At 37.4% G+C, this 13,984-nt stretch carries 14 protein-coding genes and 2 riboswitches; all 14 genes read right to left on the bottom strand.

Annotation, left to right across the window (positions count from 1 at the left end; translation table 11 throughout):
- Positions 1–9 precede the first annotated feature (9 nt).
- Positions 10–1,473 carry an acyl-CoA reductase gene (locus tag HNQ98_RS01660; RefSeq protein ID WP_135197442.1) on the bottom strand — a complete coding sequence of 488 codons (1,464 nt, stop codon included), beginning with the start codon at positions 1,471–1,473 and terminating at the stop codon, positions 10–12.
- 12 nt (positions 1,474–1,485) lie between these two features.
- Positions 1,486–2,598 carry a LuxE/PaaK family acyltransferase gene (locus HNQ98_RS01655; RefSeq protein WP_135197443.1) on the bottom strand — a complete coding sequence of 371 codons (1,113 nt, stop codon included), beginning with the start codon at positions 2,596–2,598 and terminating at the stop codon, positions 1,486–1,488.
- Between the two features lies 1 nt (position 2,599).
- Positions 2,600–3,895 carry a solute carrier family 23 protein gene (locus tag HNQ98_RS01650; protein ID WP_172600974.1) on the bottom strand — a complete coding sequence of 432 codons (1,296 nt, stop codon included), beginning with the start codon at positions 3,893–3,895 and terminating at the stop codon, positions 2,600–2,602.
- A 64-nt stretch (positions 3,896–3,959) separates the two neighbouring features.
- Positions 3,960–4,057, bottom strand: a riboswitch (TPP riboswitch).
- Between the two features lie 85 nt (positions 4,058–4,142).
- Positions 4,143–4,234: riboswitch (TPP riboswitch) on the bottom strand.
- A gap of 20 nt (positions 4,235–4,254) precedes the next feature.
- Complete coding sequence (locus HNQ98_RS01645) at positions 4,255–4,836, bottom strand: RBBP9/YdeN family alpha/beta hydrolase (RefSeq protein WP_135197444.1); 582 nt, start codon at positions 4,834–4,836, stop codon at positions 4,255–4,257.
- A gap of 152 nt (positions 4,837–4,988) precedes the next feature.
- A complete protein-coding gene (locus tag HNQ98_RS01640) occupies positions 4,989–5,510 on the bottom strand; it encodes an Asp23/Gls24 family envelope stress response protein (protein WP_014974378.1) in 522 nt (173 codons plus the stop codon).
- 21 nt (positions 5,511–5,531) lie between these two features.
- Entirely contained in the window at positions 5,532–5,741 is a 210-nt protein-coding gene (locus HNQ98_RS01635; protein WP_259655111.1) for a DUF2273 domain-containing protein, read from the bottom strand.
- 15 nt (positions 5,742–5,756) lie between these two features.
- On the bottom strand, positions 5,757–6,311 hold the full coding sequence (gene amaP, locus HNQ98_RS01630; RefSeq protein ID WP_014974380.1) for an alkaline shock response membrane anchor protein AmaP: 555 nt from the start codon (positions 6,309–6,311) through the stop codon (positions 5,757–5,759).
- Between the two features lie 24 nt (positions 6,312–6,335).
- Positions 6,336–6,581 (bottom strand): GlsB/YeaQ/YmgE family stress response membrane protein, encoded by a 246-nt coding sequence (locus HNQ98_RS01625; protein WP_014974381.1) that lies wholly within the window; start codon positions 6,579–6,581, stop codon positions 6,336–6,338.
- A gap of 115 nt (positions 6,582–6,696) precedes the next feature.
- The gene (locus HNQ98_RS01620; protein ID WP_373306180.1) at positions 6,697–7,566 is read right to left on the bottom strand and encodes a fructosamine kinase family protein; all 870 of its coding nucleotides are present in this window, start codon (positions 7,564–7,566) and stop codon (positions 6,697–6,699) included.
- A gap of 464 nt (positions 7,567–8,030) precedes the next feature.
- The gene (gene epsC / locus HNQ98_RS01615) at positions 8,031–8,570 is read right to left on the bottom strand and encodes a serine O-acetyltransferase EpsC (RefSeq protein WP_135197677.1); all 540 of its coding nucleotides are present in this window, start codon (positions 8,568–8,570) and stop codon (positions 8,031–8,033) included.
- 11 nt (positions 8,571–8,581) lie between these two features.
- On the bottom strand, positions 8,582–9,724 hold the full coding sequence (locus tag HNQ98_RS01610; protein ID WP_135197450.1) for a trans-sulfuration enzyme family protein: 1,143 nt from the start codon (positions 9,722–9,724) through the stop codon (positions 8,582–8,584).
- Positions 9,725–9,734: 10 nt separating this feature from the next.
- Positions 9,735–10,649 carry a PLP-dependent cysteine synthase family protein gene (locus HNQ98_RS01605; protein WP_135197451.1) on the bottom strand — a complete coding sequence of 305 codons (915 nt, stop codon included), beginning with the start codon at positions 10,647–10,649 and terminating at the stop codon, positions 9,735–9,737.
- Between the two features lie 286 nt (positions 10,650–10,935).
- The gene (pgmB, locus tag HNQ98_RS01600; RefSeq protein WP_184284894.1) at positions 10,936–11,610 is read right to left on the bottom strand and encodes a beta-phosphoglucomutase; all 675 of its coding nucleotides are present in this window, start codon (positions 11,608–11,610) and stop codon (positions 10,936–10,938) included.
- Positions 11,603–13,975 carry a glycoside hydrolase family 65 protein gene (locus tag HNQ98_RS01595; RefSeq protein ID WP_135198146.1) on the bottom strand — a complete coding sequence of 791 codons (2,373 nt, stop codon included), beginning with the start codon at positions 13,973–13,975 and terminating at the stop codon, positions 11,603–11,605. The genes pgmB and HNQ98_RS01595 overlap by 8 nt, the downstream gene beginning before the upstream one ends.
- Positions 13,976–13,984 lie beyond the last annotated feature (9 nt).

Here is a 13,984-nt window from a genome sequence, read left to right as displayed (position 1 = left end):
ATTTTCTCCTCATTCAACATCAGCATCAAAATACTCACTTTCAACTTCTAGACTATTCTCAATATCTGTCACACGAACTAAATCCAGCAAATTGAAGTGACCATCATGATGCCACGCACTAGATACGTGATTCATTTGACCCACTGCACTCATTCGACTAACTCCCAACTTACCCAAAACATTTGCGAGAGTAAATAACCGCTTTGGTGCGATTGCAACGCCAGCTGTCTGTAAGTATGACTGATATGGTTTCAAGATTGGTTGTAGTTGCAGAAAATCATCTATAGAAAAGACATGAACAGATCGATTCAAAGGTGAGGCACTAAACCCCAAGTGATCATGAAAAGCAACTGTCCAGGATGTACTATCCTCACTAGCAAATAGTAATGTTCTGCTATTTTCAATAGATTCTATATCTGTTGCTTGCCTCATTTTTTCAATTGCCAATTTTTCAGATTCTTGTAAGATAGCGCGAGAATATTTAATTTGGTAATTATTTAATTCAGTAGCTAGTAATGCAGAAAATTCATCTGTAGTGATTGCACCACCACGCTCTACAAAAATTGATTGTGGGGCTAGACAACTTTGTTGATCATAAATACTAATATCCTCAGCTATCTTTTTAATTGTTTGGGGATAATATTCCGGTGTCAATGCCTCTCTACCAACAATAACAAATCCTATTTTATAGCCGTAACTCAATACTTTTTTATCCAAAGGCACTTGCGCTTTAATTTTTTTAACTGCTATTTCACCACCACACACAACCACGGTATCAGCAACTTCGATACCAGCTTTTTCCAGTTCTTGACCACTATGCCAAGGCAATATAGCAATTGAGTCAGCTAATCTTGAATCTATTTCAGCTAATGTTTGCACAAATAATGCTGGCATAATTGGTTCGGAAAAAGATAATTTCCCTAATGTTGGCGATTTGACGAGTAGCCCCATTATAAGGGTCCACAACTGTATCCCTGGTACATTACCAGAAAATATTTGAAAAATCAGATCAGGCCCAAAAAACTTTGAGAAACCACCGGCTAGATTCGGTTGAAAATCATCCAACATAGCGCCCGCATGCCCTATTTCAGAATTCACAAATCGCTTTAACTCCTTCTTTCGGAATAAGCGAATAAAACGCTTAAGCTCCAGTTTTACTTGGTCAGCATTATAACCCGTTGTAATAGGTATTACTGTCTCAGCTACTTGGCGTAAATAGTAGGTTGGATCCGTCCATTTTTCAGCAACTTGTGAAATAACATCAATAATTTGCGATGTAGTCAGTTGGTCTAAGTAATCGTGTTGATTCGTTTGAAGTACATTAGCTATATGCTTTATCTCAGTAACAGATATCTCAGGATAACGTAAAACCACAGTATGTGACTCATTCTCTATAATTGTTTCAGTTAGCGTATTCAACGTAATATTTGTTGGTATATGAAAAATATCAATTGTTGTTTGTTTACTAGTCATATGCTATTCCTCTTAACGCACTTTTAAAAGCTCATCAACAGCAATAGAACAGCCTTTAGCTTCTGATCCCTTCGCTCGTCCAATAATCGTAAAACCATGTTCATTTTGAATGGCAATATCTTCGGTTAAAATAGCCAAACATGTATCCCAATTGGCCAAATCATAATAAGCCAAAAGACCCCGTTTCCCCTGTTCAATAGGTTGTAACGTTTCCACATCTAAAATTTGAATTTTTACCCAAGCAGGTGGCATTTTATCAAAGTAAGTTGACTGATTTTGTGATAAATCTATTAGATTACGATCATAACATTGCGAACTAATTTCTGTCATACCGTACATATTAATAATCTGTTCACGGGATACATTAAATACTTGACCTAAATTTTTGTACAAAGTAGACATACTGACTTCTTGAGACTGACCTTTAAAACCACCCGTATCAAAAATAATACTGCCTTCTGCTAAATCAAATGTTTGTGGATGCTGATCGAAATAAGCTAATAAGTGCACATATGAAAAAGAAGCACCTAAAACTAATACCTGCTCATGATTAGCTTGTGCTTGTTTCAGAGCTGATATCAAATTAACATAATCTAACTGATTATGTTTAAAAAACACCTGACTATTTTCTGTCCCAAATACCTGCATAGCTGTTGTAATATAGCGAGATAGTGACGAATTAGGATGACTTGACATATCTGGAAATAGAGAAAATATCGTTATTTTTTCTTTGGTAGGGATAACATATTGCTTAAATCCCGCTATCATTGATTGCTCCCAAACCCTTAAGTCGGAAATATAATGTCGACTTTTTTGTTGTGCATTCGTTGTCCCACTTGAATAAAAAACATCTTCAGCTTGCGTAGTGTCTCGGGTAGATAATGTTAATTGTTTATAGGCTTCAATTGGTATCAAAGGCAAATCCTGCCAATTTTTGACAGTTAATGGATTTTTATGCTTTAATTGCGCAAATTTTTTGTAGGGTAAGTTATTTTGGAATTGATAATCAAATACACTCATGGCTAATTGATTAAAATCAACTTCATATTCACTTGATTTCCCCTCTTTATACTGTTGTATAAACTTTACAAGACGTGCTTGAATAACGTCAGATTCATCAGACATGTTATCTCCTTAATTTATTTATCATTTGTGGTAAATTCACAAGAACAAACTGTAATGTGATGGCAGATATTGCGCCTATTAAGATTGTATTAGACAAAAGTTGACCCACTGCACCATGCCACCCAGTAGCATAATTTGGTAGAGCAATAGCCAACACAATCGATAACCCAATAATCATATTATTTGCATTTGTTGATGGTGCCTTTTTCAGAATATTAAATCCTGTCATAATTAAAGTCGTTGCTGCTGGCAGAAAGATACCACCAATCACTGGGCTTGGGGTAATTGCTAAAAATGCCCCAATTTTTGGCACAAATCCCAATATCACAAACAAAACACCTGCAATAACTACAGGAATTCTTGAGACATTACCAGTTAATTTTAAAATACCAACATTTTGTGCAAAAGCAGTTGTTGGAAAACCACCAAATAGCGATGATAATATTGAACCAGCCGATTCACCAATCAAACCATTTTGAATACGGCGTGGTGAAATATCTTCTTTCATCACGTCACTAGCAGCTTCATACACGCCAACTGCTTCTACCACAGCAACAAGATAGGCAACAAAAAAAGTCAGAAACATCGTCCAATTAAAATTTAACGCACCATATGGTAATAAGTGAGGTAAGCCAAACCACGATTTAGCCGCTAATACACTGTAATCAACACGCCCCATTGCAACTGATAAAACATCGCCTACAACTAATGCAATCAAAAAGGAAAAACGTTTCCAAAAACCTTTACCAAATATTGAAAGTAAAATAACAATGGCTGATGTTGAAATTGATAATACAAGTGTCGTCGGTGAAGAGAAATGTTTATCTCCAGGATAACCACCTAAAAATTCAGATAATGTAAAACTGGATAAAGAAACGCCGACCAGAAAGATAAGTGTTCCAGTAATAGCCGGTGTTAGCAGGCGAACTAATTTATTAATTAATCCTGTTACAGATAGCAAAAAAATAATCAGTGCACTGGCTAAAATGGAGCCACTTGCTGAGGCCAACTGGCCAGCTCTACCAGCATTAATCATCAAGGCATCAAAGGCAGCAGATGGCCCTTGAATAATTGGTAGTCGTGCTAAACGTGTCACTTGAGTCAGTGTGACCAACCCTGAAACAATAAAAATAGTATTTACCAAATTAGTTGATAAATTTAACGATAACCCTGCTGCCGCTGCAACATAGATTGGATCTAGCCATACATTAGAAACAAAAACATGTTGTAAACCAGCTAAACCATGGTCTACTATGCGGTTATTATGTGTCGCCATAGTCAAAACAATTCCTTCCATCTCAAAAAGGGTCCTTATGTGACATACAAAAGGACCCTAGTGCGCGGTAACATCACAGGATGTTACACAATTTTGGTCACTTTCCTACGCTAGTATAAACTAGATCAGGTTCCAAGGGACCGATATATCATCTCAGTCATTACGACGCCCCTAGTGAGCTTTATTCATTTTTATATTGTTCCTTTCGTACCATATTCTGTGCAAATAAAAAATACCCTTCTCTAACATGAGAAAAGCACCATCTAAAATAATCAGTATGACACTTTCCTACGCTGGTATAATCCAGTTCAGGTTCAAAGGGTTCTTCTCAGCCACATAGTAGCGCCCCTAGCACAATGATTATTGTATCACATAATAGTTCAACTATTAAAATGATTTTCACGATATTCATTCATCAAACTAATCTGTTGGCAAACAACTGGTACCTCGTAAATATGATCTCGGTCAATAAAATGTTTACCATTTGGCATTAAAATAAATTGACATTTTAAATGACGTGCTAATGTTTCCGAATAATGATAAGGCACAATATCATCATCTAATGCAGAAATAACAACTGCCTGATCAATTTTAGGTATGATTGTTTGATAATTTAATGAGGTATCTGTAAATGAATGTAGTTGTGGTAATGTGTTAAGCACTTCATCAAAACCAGATACTAGTATCATTTTGATATTTTTAATTTTATGCTGTGACACAAAACGAAGTGCCTGTATGCAACCTAAACTGTGTCCAACGATTGTTAGTTCATGATTCGTGTCAATGAGACGATCACATAATTCATCCCATTCCAGTAGTTTCGGATTATCCGCATTTGGCATTTCTAAAATGGTAGTAGGTATATTCAATTGCTCTTCTACCTGTCTTTTTAACCATGGAAACCAATTGTCTGTTGGTGTAGCAGTGTACCCGTGTATCACATAAACATGTTTATCAGTCATAAATACGCCCTTATTTTTTCTAGAATAGATAGGCTCATTCAGACATAATAAAACCTGATAACCTTCTGCATAATTATTTTACCAAAGTTATCAGGTTTTTTCTAACAGCTAATGCTATGATTTTATCAAAAATTTATAAAATCACAGTTACATTATTTCACACGCTCGTCACTATCACTGGTTGCCTGTGAAACTGTATTTTTAACTGTATTCACACCATCAGACGTCTTATCCTTAATAGTATCTCCGGCATCAGACATGCGATCTTGTAAGGTCACTTGCGCATCATTAAACTCTCTTTGTGTTTGAATATCAATAACTTCAACATTCAATTCCACTAACTTTAAGCTCGTTGTCTCATCAATTTTTTTGGCAATAACTGTTGTGAGTGCTTTATAAATATCATGTGCATTATGACCAAATTCCATAATAATATTAAGATCAACAGCTACTTGTTCTTTCCCGACTTCAACTTCAATGCCTTCGACAGGATTGTCACTGTTGACGATCTTATTTTTAATGTTGGCAATGAACCCACCATCAACACCTAACAAACCTGAGACGTTTTCAATGGCATAACCAACAACTTTCTGAATCACTTTATCGTTGAACGTCAGTTCACCTTTTGGTGCTGTTTGTTCGGTAGTATTTACACTTGTATTTTCTCTAACCATGATCATATTCTCCATATTCTTTTATCGTTGATTTTCTCGCGTAACAAGCTCAGAAATACGTGAAAAGTCAATTTCATACTTCTCAGCTAAGTAACCTAAAACCGCAGCAATGAGTGTCACGATAGCTATAAAAATAGTATTCAGCAAACCAACTGTCACTATCAAGATGGCTAACACAAAACCCACACCACCGCCAATAAGCATATTCTTTGTCTTCTGTCTTTGCATCATTCATACTCCTGACTGTTAAATCACACGCGTGGTTTTTCGATTGCCCTTAGTTGCCTGATTAATTTGCATATCGACCTTAATCGGTGCTCGGTCAACACCAGCCAATAAATCTGTCAGTTTCATTGTTAAAGTATTGGTTATACGTGGCAACTCCTCTATTGTATAACTACGATAAACAGAATCAGCAACAATATAGAATTTCTTATGACGACGCGTATTTTTAACTGTCACTTTAATATTGGATAAACCTTCACCAGATAATTGTGTTCTTATAAAGTGACTGATTCCGGCATTACTTAATGCCAAGCGACCTTGTTTTGTTCGACTAATTGGAATATTGGTTCGCTGTCCTGGGGTGAATAGTATGACAAACAAGATAACAACAGTTAAGATTAACAAACCAATGCCATAATTACGTATAATAGTTTGGCTATCTGTCATGACATCAAGATTAAAACGTTCTAATATTGAAATCAGCAGGTCAACAATACGGGGCCAGAGTATCAGCAATAGACCGATCAAGTAACTAATTGTTACTAAACTTAACACAGCTTTCTGCCATTTTTTCATGTTATACCCTTCTTATTTCTTACATCAGTTTCTTGCCCGAATACCGAGTACTGCCGAAACAACCAAAACAAGAACAACTGCACCAATGATGGAAGGTATGATAGCCATGCCTGCTAAAGTTGGTCCCCAGTGACCCAGTACGGCCTGCCCAATAGCTGATCCAATAAGACCCGCTAAAATATTACTAATCCAACCCATTGACTCGCCGCGATTGGTAATCGCACCGGCAACGGCACCAATGATAGCACCTACTATTAATGACCAAATCATAATTTCTTCCTCCATTTCTTTCATTCATATTACCTAGTACCTAGTACCTAGTACCTACAGTCTAACATTTCTAGTAAACGCTTACAAATATAACGCTTCATATCACAGCCGATGCTTAACGATTAATCTTTGACAAAGTATTAGCTACAGCTTGCTGATAACCAATACCAAATTGCGATAAATGAAACATCAAATAATATAGTTCATAAAATAATACACGCTGTTCAAAACCAGCTACAACGGGATATGTTTCTTGATAGCCACGATAAAATTCAGCATTAAACCCACCGAAAACCTGTGTAATACCTAAATCAAACTCACGATCACCATAAAAGACAGCCGGATCAATCATTATTGGACGACCATCCAAATCAAACATAAAATTACCTGACCACAAATCCCCATGTAGTAAGACCGATTGGGGTTGATAATCACCCATGAGCATTTTAAAACGTATAATAGCTTTCTGATAAGCACGCTCTAGAGGCAATGACCAGACACCTTGCTGATGACACAATTCCTTAAGTGGTTCTAATCGCTGCTGAATAAAAAATTGACTCCAACTTGATTGCCAAGTATTATCCGCTGTAAAAGTCCCCATAGTAAAGGCTTCACCAAAACCGTAATGATGATTTGGGCTTGCCTTTTGATGTATATGCGCTAATGCCTGTCCTAATGCAAAATCATCCCCATGAGATTGATGTGCTAAATAAGACAATACGAGGTAGGCATCATTTTGCCAATGACCAACAGATAACACTTTTGGCACTTTTACAAACTGTTCGAGCAGCTTCAAACCATTAATTTCATGAGTGAAGAATGCTTTAGTATGATTGGGCTGAATCAATAAAAAAACGCGTCCCTGTGTTGTTTCTAATTGATAAGCCTGATTAATGTCACCTCCACTAACAGATTGAACCTGTCTAATGGGACCTAATTTCAAATGTGATATAAATTCTTGATTGAGCACGTATCGCCTTTCCATTGAGTATTGATTATAACCATTCAAAACAGCATCACTTTTCAAATCCAATGCACTGACTATTTCTCTTAACCATTTCAATTTCTCCTGTTGATTACTTTATGAAACTCACGCTCTCTTATTGCGTCAATTCTATACGTCGCCTCACTGTGTTGCAACGAATTCGCTTGTGCACAGATTCATTTAGCAATAAATGTTGATCAATCTCCGCATAACAATCATTGAAAAAGACCGAAATAATCATCGCGTTAAGACTGACACGCTCACAATAAAAAGCACACAGTAAATGATGACTGTGTGCTTTTTTAAGTACCTCTTTTAGCAATGACATACTTAAGACTATATGCCTTAAATACAGTCCGAATATTACAATTACAAATGATAATATCGACGCCGTGAAATGAAATGATTAACAATTTCTGTTAGGATTTGGACGATCATATTAGGAACCATATTAACTCAATTATTCAAATATCATCATTGGTATGAGGATTTTTTTCAAATGAAGCATGTTGGATCAACCGAGCTGGATTACCCACAGCAGTCGTATAAATTGGTACATTTTTGATGACAACTGCATTTGCGCCAATTTTACTATGGCGGCCAATCGTAATAGCACCTAGCAATTGCGCATGTGCCCCAATGAAACTATGAGGCTCAACATGGGGATGACGCAGACCATTTGTTTGCCCACGTGCGCCAAGGGTAACCCCGTGCAAAATGGTAACATCATCTTCAATGACAGCAGTTTCACCGATGACAACACCAACACCATGGTCAATAAAGACCCGACGGCCAATTTGCGCTCCAGGCGCAATGGTAATACCCGTTCTTTTTGTCGACCAGCGAGCAACGATTGCTGCAAACAAAGGATGATGTTGCAAATGCAACCAATGCGATAAACGATGATAGCCTAACGCATGCAAACCAGGATAAGTTAAAATAACCATCATTAAACTTTTTGCTGCAGGATCTCTTTTGAGTATAGATTTAGCGGTATCAAACACATGAACCACCATTATGATTTAAGTTGTTTAAAACTTTGATCCAAGTCCGCAATCAAATCATCTATATCTTCTACACCAACGGATAGTCGGATTAACTCATCTTGAATACCATTAGCTAAACGCGTATCACGGGGTATTGCCCCATGTGTCATTTTTGATGGGATTTCAATTAAACTTTCCAATGCACCTAAGCTTTCAGCCAAGGTAATCACATTCAAACGCGAAACAAATTTTTCTGGATTTAATCCGGCAACCAATTCAAATGAAATCATCGCACCAAAACCTGCCATTTGCTTACTAGCCAATGTGAAATCAGTATTTTGGGGATCTCCAGGGAAATAGATGCGTGCCACATCTGCCTGCGTACTAAGATAATCAAACACGACCTGTGCGTTATATAGATGTCGCTGCATTCTGAGTGATAATGTTTTCATACCACGCTGTAATAACCAGCTATCTTGTGGCGATAAAATAGCACCAATAGCATTTTGTAAATAACCAACTTTTTCACTCAACTCAGCATTTTTTGTTACCACTAAACCAGCAATCAAATCACTATGTCCACCTAAATATTTAGATGCACTGTGAATAACAATATCACTACCTAAGTCGATAGGTTTTTGAATATAGGGTGTTGCAAACGTATTATCTACAATACTCAATATATGATGCTGTTGGGCGATTTGCGCGATTCCTTTAATATCAGTAATTCGTAATAATGGATTTGTTGGTGTTTCCAAATAAATGGCTGTCGTATTATCTCGGACTGCTGCCTCAACAGCATCCAAATCACGTGTATCAACAATGGTAAAGGTCATCCCCATACGTTTTAAAACACTATCAATTAATCTAAATGTGCCACCATATATATCATTACCAACAATAATATGATCACCGCTTGAAAATAGTGCAAATATCGTACTAATTGCTGCTGACCCTGATGCAAAAGCGAAACCACTATGACCATTCTCTAAATCTGCTATTAATTTTTCAACCGCTTCACGGGTAGGATTGCCTGATCGCGAATATTCATATTGCGATTCTCCAATTGTCTTTTGCTTAAAAGTTGAAGCCATGTGAATTGGTATCGACATTGCACCACTTGTTTCATCAATGCTAACGCCACCATGGATAAGTTTTGTATTAAATTTCATTTTGTATCCCTCATTTCGAATAAATTTGATCACTCATATAACGTTCACTACTATCAGGGAAAATAGTCACAATATTACTATTTTCAGGTAATGATTCTGCTAATTTTAAACTAGCTGCCAATGCCGCACCACTGGAACTACCAATAAACAATCCCAAATTTTTAGCTGCCTGACGCACTTGATAAAATGCATCATTATCACTAATTGTCATAATTTGATCTATTGATATTGTGTCAAAAAATGGTGGTATAAATTCAACACCAATACCTTCAGTACGATGTGAATGCGCGGGTCCACCAGCCAAGATAGAACCTTCTGGTTCAACCACAATATTTTTAATACCAGCATCCTGCTCGTTCAAATATTTTGCCACACCTGCAAATGTACCGCCACTACCAGCCCCGGCGACAAAAGCTGTAATTTTTTGCTCACTTAAGTCTTGTATGATTTCCGGTGCAAGTGATTGATAATATGTTGCTGGATTAGCGGCGTTTGCAAATTGCATTGGTATGTAACTGTTATCAATTTCCTGAGCAATGGATTTTGCTTTTTCAATCGCACCTGTGATGCCCTCACTAGCTGGTGTGTTAATAATTGTTGCACCTAGCGCCTGCATTAATTGCTGTTTTTCATAACTGAATTTTTCTGGCACAACAAGTATCGTGCGTAGGTGATGTTGTTGCGCAGCCAATGCGAGACCAATACCTGTGTTACCCGCAGTTGGTTCAATAATAGTTGTATTCTGATTAATAACTTGCCGCTTTATACCATCAGCAATCAGAAACTGTCCTAGACGGTCTTTGATACTGCCACCGGGATTAAACATTTCTAGTTTTGCGAAAATGTGGCTGTGGTTGGGGATATTAACTTGCAAATCAATCAAGGGCGTTCGACCGATTAACTGCGATACATTAGTAATATACATGAGACATTCCTTTTCTTTATCTAACTCAAACAAAAAGCGCGTAAATTCTTATGAATTTACACGCCTTCAATAGTTAAACTACTCGCAGAACCATGGAGTGATCTGATTATAGTTCAGACCAAAAGTTCACACTTAACAAGCAGTACAACATCGAAAACGTGTCGTACTGCAGCAGTTAAATTGCATTGCTAAGTCTTTTGGTGCCATACTGAACTCCTAAAATTGAATTGATATTAGTTTACTATATATGAGTTAGTCTGTCAATTAGTTATCTATATTCTCATTATCACATAGATAACTGTTTTTTAATATTGTTCAATGTTAAGTTCTCAGTTTTGTCGAACCACAGTTCTGGGTTTGCTGTTTTTGCTGCCGGACCAATGCCTAAAGCAGTTTGACCAGCACCCTTAATTGCCTCAACACCAGCGCCGGCATCTTCTAATCCAATAATTTGACTAGGCTGCAAATTTAACAACTCCCCAGCTTTCACAAAAATTTCTGGATCTGGTTTGCCATGCGTTAACGTGGCTGGATCTACAATACCAACAAAATAAGATGTTAATTCCAATTTTTTAAGAATACTTGGCGCGTTTTTTGATGCACTTGCCACACTAGCAGTGTAACCTTTATCCAGCATATCATCCAAAAATGATTTAATGCCTGGTAAAATATCATCAGGGGTCACTGTGGCAATGAGAGTGCGATAATGGGCGTTTTTTTTATCAGCTAATTGTTGCTTTTCTTCTTGGCTGTACTGTTTACCTTGAGGATCTGTAGCTAAAATCATATCCAAGGACGCCATACGGCTAATCCCTTTTAAATGATTACCTATTTCAGCTGACCATTCAATACCCAAATCATCCGCTAAATCATGCCATGCAGCTTCATGAAACTTCGCTGTATCGGTAATCACGCCATCTAAATCAAATGTAAATCCTTTAATATCTGAAAATTCAACCATTGTACGCCACCTTTTTTTCCTGATTAGCTAGTAGGTTCACTTGTTTCCCACAAATTAACAACGTCATATCTTGATCACTTACTACGGTAATTGTATTTGCAGTTATTTCAATTGTTAATCTAGTCCCATGATATTGTTGCATGAATTTCAATTTAGTCCATTGTTGAGGCAACCGTGGATTAATCTGGAACTGACCATGTAATATGTCCACACCTGCGTAGTCATTTTGAATGACTGATAATGTTTGACCCATGACACCCATGTGAACACCCTCAGCAGTCGTGCCACCCTGAATATCATAATAATCAGAGCCGATGGCATCTGTCAAATAATCATAGGCTTTTGATTCAAAATCAGCATTTCCCTGACGTGCTAGTTCGACGTAAATACCAGCAAATACTGGACGAGAAGTAGTCGAACCATGAGTCGTTCGTTCCAAATAATAGGCCGTATTTTGGCTCAGCCAATCGTCAGCTAATTCATACCCCAATTGTACAATCAAATCATGAGTTTGTTGTGCACCTAAGTTGTATATGAGCATGAGGAAATCTGCTTGTTTAATCACTTGATACTCATCAGGTGTTTTACCTTCTGCTTTTAAAATACGGTCAATACGATGAATATCACCATACTTATCCTCATATGCTTGGAAGTCTAGTGGTTTTAATTGACTAAATCCTTGGTACTGTTCAACAATACCTGACGCACTAATTGATAACTTTAAATGATAACGTAATGCTTGTGCTTTTTGTTGCTCTTCATGTGTATAGCCTATTGATTCAGCTACACGATCAAAATCTAGTGGCTGTATTTGTTTTAAATGATGAATATAGTTCAATAACCAAACAACCATGACATTGGTATACGCATTGTTAGGTAACCCGCCCGTCACCGAACCTGGTACTTCTTCGTGGAATTCGTTTGGACCCATAACGCCTTTAATACTGTAGCGATCACCATCTTTTTGTGCCTTATTAATCCAAAAACGGGCAATTTGAATTAACATTTTAAGGCCGTTGTCGGCTAACACGTCCGTTTTCCCAGTCATTTGCTGGTAAACCCACATATCATAAGCTATGGCTAGAGATACATGTCTTTGTAAGCGGGAATTATCCGGAATCCACGTATTGTCTACCGTATTTAAGTGGATAAGCTGACTCTGCTCATCACCATACATGCCTGACTGCCAAGGATACATTGCCCCCACTTCATCTTCACTTATTGCATTTTTTTCAGCAGCCGATAAGCGATGAATACGATATTGTAGCAGCGCTTTTGCTGATGTTGGTTCATTTGCAGAATAATATGGTAATGCAAAGAGTTCATCCCAGAATATGTGACCACGATAACCCTCGCCAGTCAACCCACGAGAGCCAACCGATGCATCTAAATAAGGATTCGCATGCGGATTGGCCATCTGATTTAAGTGAAAAACATTCATACGTACCAATTTTTGCATCGCGTCATCACCAACAATTTCAATGTCTTTTGTACGCCATAATTCTTGCCAGTATTGGTAAGAATTTTTCTGAATCTTTTCAAAATTTGTTTGGGTCATCTCATTATGGACAAACTTATGAATGTCTCCAGATGTCTCCAAACTACTTGCGATAGCCATGACACGCTGAATAGTGACAGGTTGCCCAGCTTGACCATTAATTTCATAATGATCCTGGAGGCTTGTATCTGTTATCATGGTCTGTTTGGATACTGTGTTTTGCCCAGTTGAGTGAGTCGCAATCGCAACTACCACATCGCTACTCAATGTTTTAATGGTCATTTCTGAGTCAGTAATTGAAGTAATTTTAAATTCCTTTGATTCAAACTCTCGATAGCGTGCTACGTTATTATTTTCAATGAAACCATCGATGATAGCATCAACAGTCAGCGGTACATCATAGCTTGGGGTTATTTTAAATTCAAGTGCTAAACAATGCCACTGAATTGGATCAATTACTTTTATTGACTCAATATCAACAAAATGAGTCGTATCATCATCGATTTGCACACGATATGCATCCCTTAATTCACCCGTTTTAAAATTAAGTGTACGATGCAATGATTTTATCGTGTTTGGATTAACCACTAAAGGTTGTTCATTAACCGTCACTTTCATTAGCTGAACGTTAGGTAAGTTAACCAAATCTTCATTAATTACTTGCCGATCTGCCACGGCTGTTGATGTTTGATTAAACACACCTGCTGAGTAAAGCCCTGGATAAAAATCATCATCATAGCGATTAGTAACTAATGCGCCACGCCAACCTAGAAAGCCATTGCCTAAGCTAAGTAAACTCTCACGACCATAATTTTTAACACCACCGACAACATCATCATAGGTCAATAACCAATTTTTTTCCGTCATGTTAACTCC

This window comes from Leuconostoc carnosum, assembly GCF_014207505.1.
Taxonomy (GTDB): Bacteria; Bacillota; Bacilli; order Lactobacillales; family Lactobacillaceae; genus Leuconostoc; species Leuconostoc carnosum.
The sequence above is the reverse complement of the archived record's forward strand: the minus strand, read 5'-3'. Positions and strand labels throughout refer to the sequence as shown.